Source organism: Paraflavitalea sp. CAU 1676, assembly GCF_029223285.1.
GTDB lineage: Bacteria > Bacteroidota > Bacteroidia > Chitinophagales > Chitinophagaceae > Paraflavitalea.
Window position 1 is genome coordinate 115174 of the sequence record NZ_JARHUJ010000013.1, and the last position, 21011, is coordinate 136184.

Here is a 21011-nt window from a genome sequence, read left to right on the forward strand (position 1 = left end):
TTTAATGGATGATTGCTCCGGGTTAAAACTTCAGGTTGAGGTTAAAGCCCATCGACCGCATCGAAGGAGTTTGCAGGTTGTCGCTTTCCGCATCGGGATCAACGTTGGGTATCTTAGACAGGATAAACAGGTTGTTGCCGATCAGTGATACCGAAGCGCTCGAGAATACTTTCTTGATCCATTGGCCGGGCAGGTTATAGGTGAATACCAATTCCCGCATTTTCAGGTAGCTGCCACTGTAGTAGTGGTAGTTATTCAACATAGCGCCGCTGGTGGTTTGCATGAAGCTGATATAGTTGACCGCCGTGGTATTGGGGGCAAACTTGCGGGTGTCGGAAACGATATTGCCATAGCTGTCATAAGTAACCTTTCCGTCGGTGATCACTACCCCGGGACCCACATAGGTGTTCTTGCCGGCATTGGCATCATCGCGGTATTGTGTAACGGTGCCTTTGGCCGATCCGCCCCACCACATTTTCTGGTTGGTGGTAGAATAGATCCATCCGCCCAGGCGTCCATCGAAGGAGAAGCTCAGCGAGAAATCTTTATAGCTGAAGGTGTTTTGTATGCCATAGATCCAATCGGCATCGCGATTGCCGAAATACTGTCCGTAGGGTTCATAGGCCTGCATACCATTGCTGTTGTAGATAGCCTGACCGTCGGGAGTGCGCGACTCGGTCATGTAGATCCGGTCGGTACGTTGCCCTTCCTTGATCAGTCCGAGATAACCATCTGGATTATCGGTGGCGTCTTCGAGCCAGCGATGCACGTTGCTGAAGTTGACGGTGGCTTCCCATTTGAAGTCCCTGGTCTTTATGGGCGAACCACTCACCATGAACTCCCAACCCTTGCGGAGGTACACATTCGCGTTCTTCAGGATGCTGGTATTGCCACTGGCCTGCGATTGTGTTACGTTGGTGAAGTTGTTGTAGTCTTTATTGCGGAAATAGGTTACGTCCACATTCAGCCTGTTCTTGAAGAAACCGGCTACGATCCCGTATTCACCCGACTGCACTGTTTCTGGCACCAGGTCAGGTGATATGAAGGTGGTGGGCCAGCTAAGCGACGGTGTATTGTTCCATTTGGGGCCAATGCCATAGGTGGTGATGTGCGCATACGGGTTGCCGCCGTCGATGAAGCCGGTATTCACTTTCGCCCAGGAGCCACGCACTTTTAAGAAAGAGATGGGGGCTGGCATTTTGAGTACATCCGAGAGTACGGCAGAGACCCCGGCTGAGGGATAGAAATAGCCGTTGTTCCTGGTGGGCAGCGTCGAGGTCTTATCGTAGCGGCCGGTGAACGACAGGTATAAGAAACCAAGCGTTTCGAGGTCAAGCATACCATAAGCGCTGGCCGTTCTGCGTTCGCGCAGCACATTGCTGGCCTTGAGGGGATTGACGGAATTGCTGAGAGAATAGAATCCGGGAATGGTAAGTCCGTCGGTTGTGGTATACACCGACTCGAAGCGTCGGTAGGTATTGGAGCCCCCTGCCGTTACATTCACCTTGAGGGCTTTGCCAAACTGGTGATTGTAGTTGAGGATAAGGTCGGAGTTGATGTCGAAATAATTGGCTACGTCGGTTGAGAAATTACCTCTTGATATATAGCTATAAGCGATATAGCTGTAGGGCTCTTTAACGTCGGCATTGCTGGCGTACTGATTGAAGCCGTTCCGGAATTTAACACTGAAGTTGTCGGCGATCTTATAGTCGAAAGTAACCTGTCCGAAGTTGTTGGTACGCTTGTAACCGTTCAGCAATTCATTGGCCACGAAATGTGGGTTGTTGTACCAGGAGAGGTTGTAATTGCGCTGCTGCAGTCCTTCGCGGCCGGTGAGCCAGTAATTTTCGAGGCCGCGTATGTCTACATCCGGACCGATCCAGAGGATCAGATTATACAGGTAGTTGGGCGGACCGTAACCAACCGTCGGATAGTTGTCGGAGTATTCCTTGTTGAAGGTCAGCTTGCCGTCCATGGTCAATTTGGGCGACAGCTTGTAGTTGCCACCGATCGAGAAAGAGGAGTTGTTCAGACCGGTATTGGGTACCACGCCTTTCTGGAAGATATGGTTGGCCGCTACGCGGAATGAGCCCTTTTCAGTACCAATGGAGGCCGACACGCTGTTGGTAGACAGCAGCCCGGTACGGAAGAAGTTCTTGATATTATCACGCCCTTTGGACACCCAGGGTGTTTTGATAAGCTTGCCGGTGGTAGGGTCGATGGGACTGTCGAACTGCGTGGTTTCATAGAAGCCACTAGGGGTAGATGGATCGGGTTGATCGAGCTTGGGTCCCCAGATCCAACCGCCGCCTTCGGTGCCGCCGCCGGAACCGTTCACATAGGCATACTTACCCTGATCGCCGCCGCCATAAACGGTCTGTACTTCGGGTATAACGGTGTAACCTGTCTGGAACATGGTAGAAGAATTGAACTCTACATTCAGCTTTCCTTTATTGCCTTTCTTGGTGGTGTACATAATGGCGCCATTAACACCTACTGCGCCATAGAGGGCAGCGGCGGCCGTGCCTTTCAGTACGCTGATGCTTTCAATATCGTCTGCGTTGATCTTGTAGGGATCAGCATCGGGATCGGGAATACCATCGATCACTACCAGGGGCGTTCTGCCACGGAGCGAAATGCCCGGGTTGCGAAACAGGTCGGTCGTATTGTTGATGTTCAGGCCTGCCACTTTACCCGTCAATGCACTGAGGGCGGTGGTGGTTTTGGTTTTCGCCATCGTTTCTCCGCTCACTTCCTGCACGGAGTATCCCAGTGTTTTTTGTTGCTTTTTGATGCCGAGGGCAGTGGTGACTACCACTTCACCCAGCTCGCTGCCCGTGTTGCGTTGCAGCTGAACATGGATAGTAGTTCTGCCATTGAGGGGTACCTGCTGGGAGGTGTAACCGAGAAAAGAAAATACGAGTACGGCCTCTTTGGTAACGCTCAGGGAGTACTGGCCCTCGTTGTTGGTGGTGGTGCCGCGGTTGGTGCCCGCAACAGAAATGGAAACGCCGCTCAGCAGGGCATTATCGCCGGCAGAGCGTACGGAGCCTGTTACGGTGATATCCTGTGCGAAGGATACATACTGCAACAGTAATGTCAGGAATAGCAAAGCAGTTGTCTTCATAAATCTGAACCTGTTTTAAGAGTTGAAGTGCGATGAGGAGATTGGCGCTGTTTTGATGTCATTACAAAAATGGTGAATAAAATGAGATTACAAAAATTAATTGAACGTTCATTCAATAAAATTTTACAACCATAATGCAATGGTCACAATTCCTTAATATGCCTGTTGGGGAAGATGTGTTATGGACGCAATCGGTTGAATGCTTTGTGCAATCGTTTGAACTAACCGGAAAGGCGATCGGGACTGGATAAGAGGGGCTAAGTTGGAGTCGGCTAAGTTGCCTGCGGACAGGCGTCCGGCCTTTAAGTGGGGAACTGTTGGCGCCGGGGCGCCGGGTCTGTCGCTTACCGGGTGCTTGCGATGGAGCTGTTGGCAGTTGAGCGGCGAACCTTATATTTGCCGGAAATCAGCTGACTATTTATGGGACGTAGAAGCATCAAAGAATCCAGGCAAAAGGAAATCATAGAAGCATTTTACCAACTGGCGATCAAGGAAGGATTGGAGAATGCATCCATCGCCAAAACAGCTGCCCTCATCAACATCAACCCCAGCCTGGTCATCCATTACTTCAAGACAAAGGAGTACCTCGTATATGGCCTCATTGAATATATTCTCGATAAGTACCTGCTCATCTATGAAACGCCGGCTGCCTATCGCAACGATCCCCAGAAAAGGTTGCTGAAAGTGATCGATAATATCTTCTCGCAGAAATGGAATACCTTATTTGATGACAGCGTTTCTTACAGCTGCTATTCCCTGGCTTTTCGCGACCAGAACGTTAAGGAGAATTATAAACTGTTGTTGGATACCCTGCGCAGTAACCTGAAAGATATTATAACGGAGTGTAATAAGCAGGGTGTGCTGGCGGTGAAAGATCCCGCCCTGGTGGCGGATACCATTTTTGTGATGGTAGATGGCGCTTATTATTACCTGAGCCTGGTGAGCAATAAGCAGGAGTATAAAAAGAAACTGGCTCAATACAAATCGCTGGCGCTGGCGCAGCTCAATTTTGTTTCTTCCTCTTCCGCCAAAGCACTACCAAAGCGGTAACAGCAATGAGTCCCCATACGAGGTTAACGACTATGTTGGGCAGGTCGGCATGATACACTGCACTGGCAATGAGGCCGACTGCCCCGACGATATTCAGTGCATGGTAGATCAGTTGGTTGGCCTTGATCTTATTAATGCTCAGCAGAAAATAGGCCAGCAGGTACGCCAATGTACCTATCCAGCCCAGCAGCGAATAGATACCACTCATCGACAATTGATACATACTCCGTTTTGTGCGCCCAATATACAGAACATGGGGCATAAGGGCGAAAAAACCGTTTTAGCATGACGCTGTCCAGCCGTGTGCGGGGAGGTTGTGAAGCTGGGATTTGCCCGGCCGGGGCGTAATGAGGTTTTTTCCCGCTTTTACCGGCCGGCCTGTCACAAAGAATGCCCTTATTTTGTCTACTGTATTGGCCCGGTCGGAAACCCCGGTTGCGCCGCAAAAAGACCCATGCTATGGTGAACAAAGACGAAATATTCAGGGAGTATAAATCGCTGTTATTCTCTATAGCCTACAATATGCTGGGGCAGGTAGCTGCTGCGGAGGATATTGTACAGGATACCTTTGTGAAGTGGCTGGAAGCCGACACATCGCAGGTGCGGCAAACCAAGGCCTACCTGGTGAAATCGGTTACCAATGCCAGCATCAACTACCTGCAGAGCGCCCGGATAAGGAGGGAATCGTACGTAGGCATCTGGCTGCCCGAGCCGCTGCACCAATATGACGGCCGCGATGCACAGACAAAGTTCGAGACCTGGCATACTTTGTCAATAGGCATTCTTGTTTTGCTGGAAAAGCTTTCGCCGGTTGAACGTGCGGTATTTCTGCTGCGGGAGATCTTTTCGTACGATTATGCGGAGCTCGCCGAGGTCGTGGAAAAGTCGGCCGATAATTGCCGGCAGATCTGCAAGCGGGCCAAGGATAGTTTGGGTAAGGATGCCCGCCGTTTTGCTGTCGATATCAAAGTGCACGAGCGGATATTGCAACATTTCATGCGCGCTATTGAGGAGGGCCATGTAGACGACCTGGTACAGGTGCTGAAGGAAGATATTGTATTGCTGGGCGATGGCGGTGGCACCACCTTTGCCGTAAACGGACAACGCATCACGGCTACGGCCAATCCTATTTATGGCGTGGATAAGGTGAGCCGGTTGTTGCTGAAGATCGTTCCCAAATTCGATGAACACCTGCCCGGTTTTCATCGCACCATCGTTATCGCCAACAACCTGCCTGGTATTATCAGTTATGCCGGTACGCAGCCTGTTGCCCTGGTGTCGATCGAGCCGGAGGGTGATAAGATCAAAGCTATTTACGTGCAAACGAATCCGGAGAAATTGAAGCGTTTTGTGAAATTAGCTGTTTGATCTGTCACAGCCTTTACGGTTATACTGTCTCGTGTATAGAACCAATTGTTCAACTAAAACAGTATGACCATGAAAAAGAATCTGCTCATTTATTGGATCGCTACCGGCGTGATCGCCGGCGTTATGGTGTTCAGCATTATCAGTTTCACGTTTATGGAGAAAGCCATTTATCCCGATGGGGCTTTCCGGCATCTTGAATTACCGGCTTACATCAAGATCGAGCTCACGGTTGCCAAGGCCTTGGGGTTGATCGCTTTGCTGATACCGGGCATTCCGCCCCGGTGGAAGGAGTTTGCGTATGCCGGTTTTGCCATCACCCTGATCTCCGCCAGTATCGCGCACCTCGCCATCGGCGATCCGTTGTACAATATCATCGATCCACTGGTTTTCCTGGCGATCCTGTATGTGTCCTGGCTTTATTGGCATAAAATAAAGAACCGGCCAACAGAGGCCGGTTCCGCGATGGTATGATTTTGGTGCATGGGCTGCCGCTTAATTATCATCCTTGTGAATGCCCAGCTTTTTCATCTTGGATTTAAGGGTCGTGGGCGGTACGCCCAGCACTTCGGCTGCTCCGCCCCGGCCCCATACCCTTCCATAACATTTTTTCAACACACTGATGATATAGTCGCGCTCATTCTCGTGGATCGATTTCAGCGGCATGTCATGGCCGGTTTTCGCCTGCACTGCCGCTGACGGTATAGACGGTATCGCGATATCTTCAATAAGGGATCCTTTTGCCAGCAATACGCTTCTTTCTATCAGGTTTTCCAGTTCCCGGATATTGCCGGGCCAGGCATAAGCCATCATGCTGTTCAGGACCCGGTCGGATAATCCGTTGATCTTTTTTCCGGATTTCCTATTGTAGATGCCAATGAAGTGTTGGGTCAGTGCAGGGATGTCTTCGGTCCTTTCACGCAGCGGCGGCAGAGATACCGGGAATACGTTCAACCGGTAATACAGATCGAGCCTGAAGCGGCCCTCTCCTACTTCCTTTTCAAGGTTCCTGTTAGTGGCGGCAATGATCCGCACATCGATCTTGACGGGTGCTCTGCCACCCACCGGTTCTATTTCTTTTTCCTGCAGTACCCGCAATAGTTTTACCTGCAGGTCGATGGGCATTTCACCAATTTCATCCAGGAATATCGTGCCGCCATTGGCCTGTTCAAACTTACCTATTTTCTTATCGGTTGCGCCCGTAAACGAACCTTTCTCGTGACCGAATAATTCTGACTCGATCAGGGTGGCCGGCAACGCCGCACAGTTAACTTTCACGAAGGGCTTTTTCTTACGGGGCGAAAGGTTATGGATACAATCTGCGATGCGCTCTTTACCGGTGCCGCTTTCTCCCAGTATCAATACTGCTGTATCGAAGGGTGCTACCTGTGAAATATGGTCAAATACGGTCAGCAACATGTGGCTGTTGCCTACAATACCTTCAAAGCCCGCCGGTGCTGTGGAAACGTTACCGGGTGCCGGTGAGTGTGCTGCTTTATTGGCCTGGTCTGCTGCCGGCTCCTCATCTATTAGCCGGACCAGGGTTTGTTGCAGGCGTTCCAGCAAGGTGATATGTTCTGCGTTATAGCTGTCGGACCGGCGACTATAGAAACTACAGATCGTCCACTCGCCGTTGTTCATGGTAAGGGGAAAAGAAAGTAGTGATTCCAGGTCAAATTCCCGGCTTACCAGTTTCCTGATCGAAGTAGTTTCCGTGATCCTTTCAAATGCTTCATTGATAAAGAATCCCTTTTGTGTTTTCCCGTCGACCGCGTTCATCAATTGCCTTAATTCATGTACCGAAGTGCCGCTGATCGTTGACAGCTCCTGTATCCCGATCGTTTGGTATTCGTTGAATCCAATCCGCAGTAAACTGGTGATCCTGCTGTTGGGGCCTGTAGGCTCCTCAAACCCCACGGTAAAATAGTCGAACGGCAGCTCCTGCTGCATAATGGTGCCAATTTGCACAAGCTTTTCCTCCCAGTCCAACGATTTATTGATCTTTTCCAATTGTTGCAGCAATTCACTTTCCCGTCTGTGTTTGGTTGCCCGGCTGTGCTCGTGCCGGTATTGAGCAATTTCAAGGGTTACGAGAAGGTCTCTTTCCCGGAAGGGCTTTACAATGAAACCGTAGGGTTCGGTTGTTTTGGCAGCATTCAATATCTCTTCGTTGGAGTTGGCGGACAAATAAATGAAGGCTGTATTGTCTTCCTTGAGCTGTCTGGCCAGGTCGATGCCGGTTCGGCTTCCTTTCAGGAATATATCGAGTAGAACGAGATCTGGTTTTTCTTTTTTGATGATCTCTTCCGCTTTGTCTACGGAACGCGCAATACCACACACTTCATAACCTGCTTTCCGTAGCATGAGCTGGAGATCATTCGCTTCCACGAACTGGTCTTCTACAATAAGCACTTTCTTATTCATGGTCAAATTTAACTATTCGATAGAAATGGTATACTATTTAATGTTGCACGATCAGTTGTCCGATGAGGCAGGAGTTGTTAACCGGTCGTGTCCTTTGGCATTTTCGTCGTGGATAAAGGAAACCTTCACAATGGTGCCGCCGTTGTTGTCGATCGAAAAGCTTCCATCGAGGTCTTCACTCAATCCTTCCATCAAGCTCATGCCGAGCGAACCGGGCCTTCGGCCAGACTGCCCTCCGGGCATTCCAATGCCATTGTCGGCAATGGTGAGCAAGTAATTTTGTGGGGCCGTTTTTACAAGGGTGATGGCGATCACCCCCTGCCTGTCGTTGGGAAATGCATACTTGATGGAATTGGTAATGGCTTCATTGAGAATGAGGCCCAGCGGTACGGCCTGACTTACATCCATATCGAGCGGTACGATATCGAATTCAAACCGGATGCGCTGTCCTGTGTTGTAACTGTCGCCCAGGTAAAGGGTCAGTTCGCGGATATAGGAAGAGATATCGATGCTGGAGATATCATCCGTATTGTAGAGCTTTTGGTGTATCAGCGACATGGCGTGCACCCGGTGCTGGCTATCATGAATAACCCGGAGGGCCGGCTCGTTGTCGATATAGGCAGTTTGGGAATTGAGCAGGCTCATGACGATCTGCAGGTTGTTTTTAACCCGGTGATGCACTTCTTTGAGCAGCCATTCTTTTTCCGTTACCAAGCGTTGCAGCTGCTCGTTTTTGCCGGCAATCAAGCTATTGTGTTTTTTTCTTTGCCGGGTTTGCCGGTAAAGGAGTCCGGCGATAACCAGCAGCATGACGGCGCCTACAACGACCCAGTTACGGGTATTCTCGGCATATTGTAATTGCGCCTTGGCCAGCTTTTCCTTGCCTTCCAGCACCTTGATGTTTTGGTCTTTCTGCTCGGTTTGATAGGCGACTGTCAACTCTTCGATCTGCTTGTTCCGCGCTATGGAAAAAAGCGAGTCGTTGACCCGGTTGCTGAGTTGCAAATGATTGATGGCGGAGAGGTAGTTGCCCGTTGCAGAGTCCAGTTGAAAGAGGGATGCGTGAACATTTCTTAATAACTGCAACACACCGCCTTCTGCATACACCTTCAAGGCTGTGTCCAGGAACGGGCGCGATTGCTCGTAGTTGCCTTTGCGGAGGTAAAACTGTCCCATCGAATAATAGTCGGCCCCCTTGTCAAAAATGGAGAAGTTGGATCGCTGTTCTTTGCCCAGCCTGATCGCTTCGGCAAAGCATTTTTCTGCCTTGTCGTATTCTTTGAGCAGGTTGTAACAGTCGCCCATTGCTTTTTGAATGGCACGCCGGTCGTTGGTGAGCACAGGTTTGTTGTGGGCTGTTTGATCGAGGATGAACTGGAGGGCTTCCCGTGGCTTGCCCTGTTTGATGTGGAGATTGCTGATGCCCACGATGGTGCTGAATACCGGGGCCAGGTTCTGCGTCCAGATGCTGTTGGTAAGACATTTCTTTTGCCATTCGATGCTTTCGGGCAGTTTACCGAGGTAGTAATAGATCTGAGATATGCGGTTGTAAAAAGTGCCGGCGAATGTAGTATCCCCGGTTGTATGCATCATCTTCTCGGTTTTGAGTGCGTACTGCAGCGCTTTGTCGTAGGCGCCTTTGGTCACGTACAGGGCTGCCAGCAAGTCGCAAGCATACATAATATGTACCGTTGGGGACTTGTTTTCATTTCCGATGATCTGGAATAACTCTTTTTCGGCCAGATCAAATTTGCGTTGCTGCAGGTGAACATCGGCTATATACCTGAGCAGGTCGAGTTCATCTCCCCCATTATTCCTTTTCCTGGCCAGTGCCATCGCTTTCTCATAGCAGCTTATTTTATAGCCGGCTGTTTGTGCGTCATTGCCGAGATGATCGCCGAGTTCGGTCCAGGCACGTTGCTCGTGCAGTGCATCGCCCGTTTTTTGGCAGGTGTCGATGACCAGGGTAAATATTTTCGTGGGGTCTTCATCGGGGTGCAGCTCGCAGAAAAGCTGTGCATTCAAAATACCCGCCTGGTTTTGAAAATCTACCCGCTTCACGGTTTGGTTGACCTGTCTTGCCTGATGCAGGTAGTAGGCCATGCTGTCGAGGCGGGCAGGTACGCTATTCTTCCTGTAATAGTAATCGGCCAGCTGCAGGTATATCCGGATGCGGCCGGTATCGGTCGGGGTTTCGGCTAGTTTTGACTGCAGCGGGTTGGCAACGGCAGGTTTAACCTGCGACCGCGCACCCAATGCCACGAAGCCCAATAGAATGAACGTAACGAGTTTTTTCATGATAACAGTCATTGTGCTAACCTCTTCTAATTCAAAAACGGGGCAGTTTCATGGTCACCAACCGCTTTATGCAGCGATTTTCTCCCTGCAAAGAAAGAATATCCTCATTATCAATGGATAGCCCAGGAAACTTTTTGTTGACATGGAGCTGTATTCATTGCCAGGTAGATGATCACCACGGAAATTACCATTTTATTTCGTGGTGCATTGATTGGCGCCACGACATGTCGTGGTGAACACGATTGGTGTGGTACTCGGTTTGTGTTGATTATCAATTAATTGCCTTATTGGCATTTCGTTTGGCTATTCCTCTCCAAACGAAATCAATGTCAGGTACTTCATCAAAAACAGTTGTATTCATCGCAGGATTATTTGTTAGCCAGCAGTGTTGGGAAGAGTGGATCGCGCATTTTGAACAAGCAGGCTTTCAATGTATCGCTCCGGCCTGGCCTGGCCAACAGGCCTCGTCTGAAGAGCTGCGCAACAGGGCCGATGAAGATCAAACTGTATTCCCTACCCTGCAATCCCTTACCGGTTATTATGCTGCCATCATCCGGGCTTTGCCCGAACAGCCCATTTTGATCGGCCATTCACTGGGTGGTATCGTTGTACAGTTGTTGTTGCAACAGGGCCTGGGCGTAGCAGGCGTAGCTATTCGCCCGTTTCCGCCACGTGGCGTGGGTAAATTATGGTTGCCCTGTTTAAGAGGTTTATGGGAAACCGCCGCTGTTCGCTGGTCCGACAGGCGCATGTTCCTGATGCCATTCAGCCGGTGGCAGCGTGTTGTTGCCAACGGGATGGACTTCGATCAACAAAAGGATCTGTATTACCGCTATGCCGTTCCAGCAGCTAAGCAGCTCATCCGGCAGGCATTTAAAACGACTGCTGCCATCGACTTTAAAAAACCTCACGCACCCCTCCTGATCACTTCGGGTAGCAATGACAAGTTGATACCAGCTACACTGTGCTTCAGTACCTACCGGAAATACGAAAACGACCTTTCAATTACCAGCTATATAGAATTTAAGGGACACGGCCATCTGGTCTTTGGCGTACCGGGCTGGAAAGAAGAAGCGGTAGCTGTACAGCACTGGCTGCAAGGACTGAATAACAACCATTAAATAATATACTCATCTTAAAAACTGATCATATGCAAACTCTGCCAATCAAAAGTATCGCACCTGTTGCAGCGCTCAACCTGTTGCCTGCTGCTGCCAATGAGATTGCCGGCTTTCCCGGCAATTTGCCAGAGGAACTGAAGGCGGTTTATCAATACCTGGGCATGCCCTGGCTGGATAGCTTATTGAAAAAGTTGACCGTGCCGGCCGGAAAGAAAAGCTTCCTGGTGTTCCGGAACAATAAGTACATCAACGTGCCTACGGAAAATATTGCCCTCTTCTACATCAAATATGAATCGGTGATGATCATGACCTTCGACAAACAGAAGTATTTTCTCGATCATTCGCTGGAGCAGGTTCAGCAGCTGTTGCCGGAAGGCCTTTTTTACCGGTTGAACCGCCAATACCTGATCAACTTCAACGCCGTGAAAGAAGTGGAATATTACCTGGGCAGAAAGCTGTTGGTGAACATTATTGTCCCCATGAAAGACAAGCTCCTTGTTTCGAAGGAAAAGGTGAGTGAGTTCCTTCACTGGCTCGACAACCGTTAATGTGACGCAGGTCACGTAATCACCTGCTATTTGCGCGCCAACTTTGTATCAGCAAATCTTAATGTTATACAATGATGAAATCTCTTTTATTAACCGTTTTCATGTGTGGCGGAATGTTGCACATGAAGGCACAATCAGTCAAATCAATGAAAAATAATGAAGCGGAGGTCAAAGCGATCTCGACGATACTGGAAGAAAATTATTTCAAGGGTATCTATGAGGGCAACCTCGATCTGCTGAAGGCAGTGTATTACCCAGGCACTTTGTTGTTTGGCGATGCGGGCGGGAAGCCTTATGCCAAAAACCTTCCCCAGTACCTGGATGGCGTCGCCAACCGGCAGAGCCCGAAAGACAGCGGTAAGCCATTCAAAGGAACTATTATTTCGGTGAAGGTGGTGAATACGATCGCTATAGCTGAACTGACCGTGAAGATGTACGATTTCAATTACCACGAATTCCTTTCCTTTCACAAACTCGATGGCAGGTGGCAGATCGTTAATAAGATGCTCAGTGATGTACAGCAATAACACATTCATCAATACTTTAAAATAGTCGTCATGAACACTTCAAAAGTCTGGTATGTCACCGGCGCGTCGCAGGGATTGGGATTGATCCTGGTGAAAGCATTGCTGGAGAACGGGCACCGGGTAGCGGCCAGTTCACGTAATGCTGAAAAATTGAAAGAGGCTGTTGGGATAGCAGATCCCAATGGTTTTATTGCATTGACCGTTGACCTGAACAGTGCAGATTCGATTGCAACTTCGGTACAGCAAACGCTGGAAGCTTTTGGCCGCATCGATGTCGTTGTCAACAATGCCGGCTATGGTATGGTGGGTACTGTTGAAGAGGTAGGCGGACAGGAGGTGCGGGATATCTTTGATATCAATGTGTTGGCTGCGATCAACGTGGTAAGGGAAGTACTGCCTGTTATGCGCCGGCAGCAAGCGGGTTATATCATCAATATTGGCTCGGTCGCAGGCTTTGTAGGAGCTCCCGGCTGGTCGGTATACTCCGCAACGAAAGCGGCACTCGCAGCGTTTTCTGAAGTGCTGGCCCTGGATGTGCAAGAGTTTGGTATCAAAGTAACGGTGGCAGAGCCATCTGGTTTCAGGACAGGTTTCCTGACTGAGCATTCGCTCGCCAATATCGGCACCGGTATCGACGGATATGAGGCGGTAAGGGCTACCCGCGAACGTTACCTGTCCGGCAATGGTAAACAACCGGGAGATCCTGTGCGTGCAGCCGCTATTTTCATGGAGCTGGCAGCAAGCGATCAGCCCCCGCTTCACCTGTACCTGGGAGAAGACGCCTACAACCGGGCCTCTAAGAAACTAAAAAACATGACCGATGAACTGGAAAGCTGGAAGAGCGTTTCCATTTCAGCAGACTTCCATTGATCAATACACTATTTTTATTCCTGGTCTTGCGTTTATTTCCTTTCGTATTCGTAGCTACCCTGTAAAGCTGCCTCATTGATGATGGCGGCTTTTTTTATCCATCACCGCCTGGTTTTCCAACTGCCGGTCGGAGAACTTGCGTTTCTCCATATCGGGATACTTACTTACCGCCGTTAAGTCTCCATACTGTTTGAAGACCAGTTGCTTACCAAGATGCCCTGCCAGGTTTTTCAGCAGAAAGTTTTTACTGATTGCCATCGTTCAGATTTTAATAGTTGACAGGCTGGATATCTCCAGCCTTACTTGTTGCCCAAAAAGCACAAAACCCGCCGAGGCGGGCTTTGTGTTTTTACTTTTTTGCGGTTCTGTTCTGTTGGGGCGCAACAGCCATTAGGGTTATCCGGCTTTATTGTTGTTCAATGCGAAGGGTTTGTTCCATTGAATAAACCTGATCCCAGATATAGATATCGAAAGCGGCGAGTCTGGATGACCACCTGGGCGTAAGCTCATTAACTACTTGTATCACCACTTTGTCGATGTAATCGTCGAAAATGGCCCAGGGGTTTTCGCCATACGATACGTCGACATCGATACCTGCTTTGGTGGCAGCCAGTGCTTTGCTGGTGGCCTTTTTCAGATCGCTCATGAATTCGAGCTGCAGGGCCACATCTGCATGGGTACCGGTGCGGGCTACGTGGCCGCTTACCAATACATCCCAATCCAATTTATTGATCAGTTCAATCTGTTCGAAGTATGCCGGAATGTCCTGTGCTACCGCAAATCTTCTCCAGGGCATCCATCCGGGAAATACCATGTCGATCACCATCAGGGTGCGTTGTGCCGGTGCATAGATGTACGTATTGCCAGGTATATGTGCGTTACCATAGTAGTTTAACTCCAAAACCTGGCTGCCTGCTTTGAGTACGTATTTGTCCTTAAATGTAACGGTTGGCAAAGGGCGGCTTGGATCGTTGGCCCTTTGCAACAGGCGTTTCGTTTCTTCCTGGGCGATGATCGGGGTTCCTTTCTTTAACTGCAGACTATTGACAGCTGCAATGTGATCGGCATGCATATGACTGTACACCATATGGGTGATCGGCTTGTTGGTTACTTCTGCAATTCCTTTCAACAGGTATTTTTCTAATGGTGGCGGAGCATCGACAACTACTACGCCCGTTTCATACACCAAAAACATGGATTGATAGGCATTGTCGGTGATCATATACAGTCCTTTGCCGAGGTCCTGGAGGCGATAACCTTTTGCCGGATCGATAGCGGGGCCTTTGGCGGACTCATTTACTGTGATGTGCTTGTCGATCCGCTCCCCGATCGTCGCTATAACCGGCATGTTTGGGTATGGATGTCCAATGGCGCCCGGTGCTGCTTCCTGGGCAGAAGTGTTTGTTGACGTGAGCGCTAATGAGCTGAGCAAAAGCGCGCTGATAAAGTAGGTGTTTAACTGTTTCATTGTTTTAATATTATTATGTTTTTAAAGTCATTTGGCTTTTCCGGATCATTGTGTTCTAATGCGGGGAGGGCGATAAAGATTTAAAGAAGCCCATTCACTATTGTGAGGAAAGGTGAATGGGCTTTACTTTTATAGATGACTATCGAAGAGTTTTAAATGCAGCCCTCAGTTCTTCGGCAAAAAGCTGGGGTTGTTCCCAGGCAGCAAAGTGGCCGCCATTGTTCACTTCATGGTAGTAGATGAGGTTGGGATAAGCTTTTTCTGTCCAGGTTTTAGGGGCCTGGTATATTTCGCCGGGAAATACGGTCACGGCCACGGGCACTTTGATCTCCCGGGTCCTTTGTTCCACTACATTGAAATTGTTGTTGTTGTTCTCCCAGTATAGTTGTGAGGAAGAGGCCGATGTATTGGTGAGCCAGTACAGGGTAATATCATCGAGCATATCATCTTTGCTGAGCACCTTGGCTGCATCGCCGCCACTATAGGTCCAGTCGTTGAATTTATCGTAGTAGAAAGCTGCAAGACCAGATGGAGAATCCGAAAGGCCATATGCCAGTGTTTGCGGACGGGTTACCATGATGCCTGCATAAGCTCCTCCCCTGGTGTATAGATCGTTCATTGACTCATAGGCCTTTTTCTCTTTGGCTGATAAGCTTGCAGGGGCTGGTAAGCCGCTCTTAAGCGCCTGTGCAATATCGGCGGGCACGGTAGCAGGCATATTTACATGTATACCCAATAATCCCTTTGGCGCCTGGCGGCCCATGGCATCAGATACTACAGCGCCCCAGTCTCCTCCCTGTGCCACATACCGGGTGTATCCGAGACGTTTCATCAGCACATCCCATGCTTTGGCCATTCTATCTGGTCCCCAGCCGGTGGCGGTAGGTTTTCCGGAGAAGCCATAACCGGGCATGGAAGGTATGATCACATCGAAGGCATCTTCTGCTTTGCCTCCATAGGCTGTGGGATCGGTGAGCGGGCCTATGATCTTCAGTTGTTCGAAGATCGAACCGGGCCAACCATGCGTAACAATGATGGGCAGCGCATTCTTGTGTTTGGACTTCACCTGGATGAAGTGAATATCGAGCCCGTCGATGTTGGTGATGAACTGGGGCAGTGCATTCAATTTGGCTTCTGCTTTTCTCCAGTCATAAGCTGTACCCCAGTACTGTACCAGTTGTTGAAAGCCTTCGAGCTTTACGCCCTGCGAGCGGTCGCTAACGGTTTCCTGGATGGGCCATCGGGTGGCGTTGATGCGTTGCTTAAGTTCGGCCAGGTCTGCATCTGGCACATGAACCTGGAAGGCGCGTATTGCTTCGGGAGCGTTGTTTGTTGTATTGGGGCCGCCCTGTGCATGCGTGGCGGTAGTTTGGAAAGTCATGGTGGCAAGTATTATTGGTGATAGTATTTGTTTGAACTGTTTCATTGTTATAAATTTTTGAAAGTGTAGTATTTGTTAACGAAGTGATTTAAAGGCTGCTCTCAATTCCTGTGTAAAGAGGGTTGGTTGTTCCCAGGCTGCGAAGTGGCCGCCCTTCTCCAGTTTATTGAAGTAGATGAGATGGGGGTAGGCTTTTTCGGCCCAGCTTTTGGGAGCGGCATAGATCTCATCGGGGAATGCGCTCACGGCTACCGGGATGGTCACGTTGCGGGGATCGAAGAAGCCGGCTTTGGCCTGGAAGGTTTCCCAATAAAGGCGGGCAGAAGAAACGGCTGTATTGGTAAGCCAGTAGAGCGTGATGTTGTCAATGATATCGTCTTTCGTAAGTCCTTCGGTTTCACCGGCAAATACGCGGGCAATGAGGGCATAGCTGCGGGCGTCGTGGTCGAGCATCCAGGCTGCGAGGCCAATGGGCGAATCGGCGATGCCATACAATGTTTGAGGCCTTAATCCCATTTCATTGGCATAACCCAATCCGGTTTTATAGAAATAGTCGAGCTGTTCGTAGGCGTTCTTTTCATCGGGCGAAAGGTCTGCCGGTTTTACTCCTGTTGAGAGTGCTTTGGCAATATCCGCTGGTACGGTAGCTGCCATGTTGGTGTGGATCCCTACCAGTCCGGGAGGTGTTTGCAGGGCCATCAATTCGGTGACGGCATTACCCCAGTCGCCGCCTTGCGCTACATATTTTTTGTAACCGAGCCTATTCATCAGTTCGATCCAGGCTTTGGCGATGCGGGCGGCTGTCCAGCCCAGTTCGGTGGGTTTACCCGAAAAGCCATGACCGGGCAGTGAGGGTATCACTACATCAAAAGCATCTTCTGCTTTGCCGCCATAGGCAGTAGGGTCAGTGAGCGGACCAATGACCTTCATTTGTTCGATGATGGAGCCGGGCCAGCCGTGGGTGATGATGACGGGTAAGGCATTTTTATGTTTGGAGCGTACGTGAATGAAGTGAATGTCGACACCATCGATGGTAGTAACGAATTGTGGCAAGGCATTCAGTTTGGCTTCCATGTTGCGCCAGTCGTAGCTGGTGGTCCAATACTTTGCCAGTGCCTGCATGGTGGCGTACTGTACACCTTGTGATGCATCTTTTACGTTCTCAGGCTCGGGCCACTGGGTGGCGAGGATGCGGCGTTTGAGATCTTCGAGTTTCTTCGCGGGTACCTTCACCTGGAAGGGACGGATGGTTGGTTCGGAAGAAAGGCTGGCCGGTGCAACTGATTGTGCATTGCCGAGCGTGCTTTGCATCATGATAGCTCCCGCTACCATCGTGTTGGTGAGTATATTTTTACTCTTTTTCATTTGATTGATTTTTACTTGTTGTTGAATGTGTACGTAAAGGTATCGGCGGCATCGGGGGTGTTCCAAGACCGAACCCGGTAAGGCGGCCCAAGTAAAGGGCCAGGCAGGCGTATTGAACCGTGAAAAGTTGAGGGTTATAGATAGTGAAGCCCGGTTGAGTTGTTGATCATTTGAGCAGTCATTAGCAGTCGACTTGTTTAGTATTGCCCAAATCCATTAATTTTGCGGTTGTAAGTTCTTTCCTTTACATCTATCAAGCAGCATAGGTTCCCGCTTCGCGTGGGATTAATAGGGAATTGTGTGTGAATCACAAGCTGTCCCGCAACTGTAAGTAACGCAAAGGTTTTTACCCCAGTTGTCCACTGTTCTCTCAACCTGAATGGGAAGGACGGTAAAACTGTTACAAGCCAGGAGACCTGCCTCTACTGTATTTGACAATGCTTTCGTGGAATGAAGCCGTTGTTGAAATGATATGCCCATAGGCCAGCCGCCCGTATAATACAGGCAGGCTCGTGCCTGCGCGCGTATATTTCTCCTCCTTCTTACTTCTACCTTAACATTGCCTGTTTAGCAAAGAGCTTTTAACTGATTTTATCATCTTAAAAGCATGGAACATGCAAACACACAATCTTGGCTACCCGCGGATAGGCAGCCATCGAGAACTCAAGAAAGCTTCCGAGCAGTATTGGGCCGGCAAGGCCACTGCGCAACAACTGATGCAGGCGGGCGCCGCCATCCGGTTACAGAACTGGCAGCTGCAACAGGCAGCAGGCATCGACCTGGTACCTTGTAATGACTTTTCTTTCTATGACCAGGTACTCGACACCAGTCTGATGGTTGGCGCGATCCCTGCCCGGTATCACGACCTCATGCAAGAAAAGCAGTTACCGCATATCGATCTGCTGTTCGCCATGGCAAGGGGCTATCAAAAGGATGGCTATGATATCACTGCGATGGAGATGACCAAGTGGTTCGATACCAATTACCACTACATCGTGCCAGAGTTTACCGCCAACCAGCAGTTCACCCTATTCAGCAACAAGGTGATCAACGAGTTCAATGAAGCAAAGCGGGCGGGCATCAACGCCAAGCCGGTTCTGCTGGGCCCCGTATCTTATCTGTTGCTGGGTAAGGAAAAGGAAAGCGGCTTCCATCGCCTGGAGTTGTTGAAGAAGCTGTTGCCGGTATACACCGAAGTGTTGACGAAGCTCGAAGAAGCAGGCGCCTATTACGTACAGCTGGATGAGCCCTGCCTGTCGTTGAACCTCTCCACAGCAGAGCGTCAGGCCTTCGTGAAAACCTACCAGGAGATCAAATCCAAACTACCGCAACTGCAGATCATCCTGGCCAGTTATTTTGAATGTTATGGAGAAAACCTGCCAACGGCATTAAGTCTGCCGGTGCAGGTACTGCACCTCGACCTGGTGCGCTGCCCATCACAGCTGGAGGATATACTGGCTACCGATATTGCCCGCTCGAGGATGGTACTGTCGTTGGGTGTGGTAGATGGCAGGAATATCTGGAAGAACAATTTCGAAACATCACTTGGGTTGATCGATAAAGCTGTTTCACAGTTGGGATCGGCCAGGGTATGGATCGCTCCCTCCTGCTCGCTCCTTCACGTGCCCTGCGACCTCGACCTGGAGAAGAATGACAACGTGCTCACACCGGAGATCAAACAATGGCTGGCCTTTGCAAAACAGAAGATCGACGAAGTAGTGACATTGAAGCAGCTTGCCACCGGAGAAAACAAAGAAGTTGCGAATGCACGCTGGAAAGAAAACCTCGATGCCAATAACAAGCGCAAAACTTCCTTACTGATTCACAATACGGCGGTAAAGGCGCGCACGGCAGCTATTACCATCAGGGATGCGGCGCGCAACAGCGCTTATGCTTCCCGCAAGCTACAGCAACAGGAAGCATTGCGCCTGCCCCTTTTCCCTACTACGACCATCGGCTCGTTTCCGCAAACCGCGGAGGTACGTAGCTGGCGGGCAAAATGGAAAAAGGGCGAGCTTACGCAGGAGCAATACGACGAGTTGATTGCCCACGAAACGGAGGCGTCTATCCGCTGGCAGGAAGAGACCGGCATCGATGTGCTGGTGCATGGTGAATTTGAGCGCAACGACATGGTGGAGTACTTTGGTGAACAACTGAGCGGCTTCGTATTCTCGCAGAATGGCTGGGTACAGAGCTATGGCAGCCGTTGCGTAAAGCCCCCCATTATATACGGTGATGTAAGCCGGCCGACGCCGATGACCGTTCGCTGGACTTCCTATGCGCAATCGCTCACCAAGCAGCCGGTGAAGGGGATGCTGACCGGTCCGGTGACCATTTTGCAATGGAGTTTTGTACGCAATGACCAACCGCGCAGTGAAACCTGTACGCAGATCGCACTGGCTATCCGTGATGAAGTGGTCGACCTGGAGCATGCGGGTATCCGCGTGATTCAGATCGACGAGCCCGCAATCCGGGAAGGATTGCCTTTGCGCAAGGAGAACTGGGATGAATACCTGCGCTGGGCAGTACGGGCATTCCGGGTGTCGGCCAGCGGTGTGGAAGATGCCACGCAGATCCATACGCACATGTGTTATTCCGAGTTCAATGATATCATCGAGCATATTGCCGCCATGGATGCCGATGTGATCACGATCGAGTGCAGCCGCTCGCAGATGGAATTGCTGGATGCTTTTGCGGAGTTCAGATATCCCAACGAGATAGGACCCGGTGTATATGATATTCACTCGCCCCGGGTGCCTTCAAAACGGGAAATGATCGAGCTGATGGAAAAAGCAAAAGCGGTGATCCCTGCAGATCAGCTGTGGGTGAACCCCGACTGCGGTTTGAAGACCCGTGGCTGGCCCGAGACCAAAGCTGCTTTGGAGGCAATGGTGAATGCGGCGCGGGAACTACGCGCAGCAGTAGCCGTCAATGCATAGTGAAGCAGGCTAAGGTCTTTACTGTTCCATTGAATCAGCTTTAATATTCTCCAAATTCATAACCCAGGGAATTGTTGCAGGTTCCCTGGGTTCATTAACCTACAGTACATGAACCAGCAACAAATTGATCAATCCGTTACCCGGATCTTTAAGGCAGTATTCCCTGACAGTACCAACCATTATGATACTTTGTTTGGCGGCACGGCCATGGCCCTGATGGATGAAGTGGCTTTTATTACCGCCACGCGTTACAGTCGCCAGCGCATGGTGACCGTCAGCAGCGACCGCATCGACTTTACGAAGCCTATTCCGGCCGGTACCATCATCGAACTGATCGGGGTGGTGTCGCACGTAGGCAATACCAGCTTAAAAGTGAAGGTGGAAGTGTTTATAGAACAAATGTATAGCCGTGAGCGGGACAAGGCCATCAGCGGCGAATTCACGTTCGTGGCGATCGACGAACAGAAGCGGCCGGTGAAGATTGTATAGTGAGAGGGGGACATTGTGCCTGTCGCGAGCGGCAGCGGT

At 50.1% G+C, this 21011-nt stretch carries 17 protein-coding genes and 1 riboswitch; of the genes, 9 read left to right on the forward strand and 8 right to left on the reverse strand.

Features of this window, described 5'->3' with window-relative positions; genetic code table 11:
* Positions 1-22: 22 nt before the first annotated feature.
* A complete protein-coding gene (locus P2H89_RS34035) occupies positions 23-3127 on the reverse strand; it encodes a SusC/RagA family TonB-linked outer membrane protein (RefSeq protein ID WP_275835788.1) in 3105 nt (1034 codons plus the stop codon).
* A gap of 420 nt (positions 3128-3547) precedes the next feature.
* On the opposite strand from P2H89_RS34035, the gene P2H89_RS34040 reads away from it, so the two are divergent.
* Positions 3548-4177 carry a TetR family transcriptional regulator C-terminal domain-containing protein gene (locus P2H89_RS34040; RefSeq protein ID WP_275835790.1) on the forward strand — a complete coding sequence of 210 codons (630 nt, stop codon included), beginning with the start codon at positions 3548-3550 and terminating at the stop codon, positions 4175-4177.
* On the opposite strand, the gene P2H89_RS34045 is transcribed toward P2H89_RS34040, so the two are convergent.
* Positions 4131-4439, reverse strand: coding sequence for a hypothetical protein (locus P2H89_RS34045; RefSeq protein ID WP_275835792.1), 309 nt, complete (start codon positions 4437-4439; stop codon positions 4131-4133). The genes P2H89_RS34040 and P2H89_RS34045 overlap by 47 nt on opposite strands.
* 197 nt (positions 4440-4636) lie before the next feature.
* On the opposite strand from P2H89_RS34045, the gene sigJ reads away from it, so the two are divergent.
* Together sigJ and P2H89_RS34055 are read left to right on the forward strand one after the other, a co-directional pair.
* The gene (gene sigJ / locus P2H89_RS34050; RefSeq protein ID WP_275835794.1) at positions 4637-5545 is read left to right on the forward strand and encodes an RNA polymerase sigma factor SigJ; all 909 of its coding nucleotides are present in this window, start codon (positions 4637-4639) and stop codon (positions 5543-5545) included.
* A 69-nt stretch (positions 5546-5614) separates the two neighbouring features.
* Positions 5615-6016, forward strand: coding sequence for a DoxX family protein (locus tag P2H89_RS34055; RefSeq protein WP_275835795.1), 402 nt, complete (start codon positions 5615-5617; stop codon positions 6014-6016).
* A 21-nt stretch (positions 6017-6037) separates the two neighbouring features.
* Here P2H89_RS34055 and P2H89_RS34060 read toward each other — a convergent pair whose 3' ends face one another.
* Both P2H89_RS34060 and P2H89_RS34065 read right to left on the reverse strand, forming a co-directional pair.
* On the reverse strand, positions 6038-7966 hold the full coding sequence (locus P2H89_RS34060) for a sigma 54-interacting transcriptional regulator (RefSeq protein ID WP_275835797.1): 1929 nt from the start codon (positions 7964-7966) through the stop codon (positions 6038-6040).
* 51 nt (positions 7967-8017) lie between these two features.
* Positions 8018-10264 carry a histidine kinase dimerization/phosphoacceptor domain -containing protein gene (locus P2H89_RS34065; RefSeq protein WP_275835800.1) on the reverse strand — a complete coding sequence of 749 codons (2247 nt, stop codon included), beginning with the start codon at positions 10262-10264 and terminating at the stop codon, positions 8018-8020.
* A 326-nt stretch (positions 10265-10590) separates the two neighbouring features.
* Between P2H89_RS34065 and P2H89_RS34070 the strand changes: the two genes are divergently transcribed.
* The 4 genes from P2H89_RS34070 to P2H89_RS34085 all read left to right on the forward strand — a co-directional run bounded on the left by P2H89_RS34070 (position 10591) and on the right by P2H89_RS34085 (position 13330).
* Entirely contained in the window at positions 10591-11385 is a 795-nt protein-coding gene (locus P2H89_RS34070; protein WP_275835802.1) for an alpha/beta fold hydrolase, read from the forward strand.
* Between the two features lie 29 nt (positions 11386-11414).
* Entirely contained in the window at positions 11415-11933 is a 519-nt protein-coding gene (locus P2H89_RS34075) for a LytTR family DNA-binding domain-containing protein (RefSeq protein WP_275835804.1), read from the forward strand.
* Between the two features lie 146 nt (positions 11934-12079).
* Positions 12080-12460, forward strand: coding sequence for a nuclear transport factor 2 family protein (locus tag P2H89_RS34080; protein WP_275835806.1), 381 nt, complete (start codon positions 12080-12082; stop codon positions 12458-12460).
* Between the two features lie 30 nt (positions 12461-12490).
* A complete protein-coding gene (locus tag P2H89_RS34085) occupies positions 12491-13330 on the forward strand; it encodes an SDR family NAD(P)-dependent oxidoreductase (RefSeq protein ID WP_275835808.1) in 840 nt (279 codons plus the stop codon).
* 72 nt (positions 13331-13402) lie between these two features.
* Here the strand turns inward: P2H89_RS34085 and P2H89_RS34090 are convergent, their stop codons facing one another.
* From P2H89_RS34090 to P2H89_RS34105, 4 genes are all read right to left on the reverse strand, one after another.
* Positions 13403-13588: a hypothetical protein gene (locus P2H89_RS34090; RefSeq protein ID WP_275835810.1), complete on the reverse strand. Its 186-nt coding sequence runs from the start codon at positions 13586-13588 to the stop codon at positions 13403-13405.
* Positions 13589-13736: 148 nt separating this feature from the next.
* Positions 13737-14798, reverse strand: coding sequence for an MBL fold metallo-hydrolase (locus P2H89_RS34095; protein ID WP_275835812.1), 1062 nt, complete (start codon positions 14796-14798; stop codon positions 13737-13739).
* A 139-nt stretch (positions 14799-14937) separates the two neighbouring features.
* Positions 14938-16224, reverse strand: a complete 1287-nt coding sequence (locus P2H89_RS34100) for an epoxide hydrolase family protein (protein ID WP_275835814.1) — start codon at positions 16222-16224, stop codon at positions 14938-14940.
* A 30-nt stretch (positions 16225-16254) separates the two neighbouring features.
* Positions 16255-17544, reverse strand: coding sequence for an epoxide hydrolase family protein (locus P2H89_RS34105; RefSeq protein ID WP_275835816.1), 1290 nt, complete (start codon positions 17542-17544; stop codon positions 16255-16257).
* Between the two features lie 247 nt (positions 17545-17791).
* A riboswitch (cobalamin riboswitch) is annotated at positions 17792-17983 on the forward strand.
* A gap of 175 nt (positions 17984-18158) precedes the next feature.
* Here P2H89_RS34105 and metE point away from each other — a divergent pair.
* On the forward strand, positions 18159-20483 hold the full coding sequence (metE, locus tag P2H89_RS34110; protein WP_275835818.1) for a 5-methyltetrahydropteroyltriglutamate--homocysteine S-methyltransferase: 2325 nt from the start codon (positions 18159-18161) through the stop codon (positions 20481-20483).
* Positions 20484-20591: 108 nt separating this feature from the next.
* Entirely contained in the window at positions 20592-20972 is a 381-nt protein-coding gene (locus P2H89_RS34115; protein ID WP_275835820.1) for an acyl-CoA thioesterase, read from the forward strand.
* Positions 20973-21011: the final 39 nt, after the last annotated feature.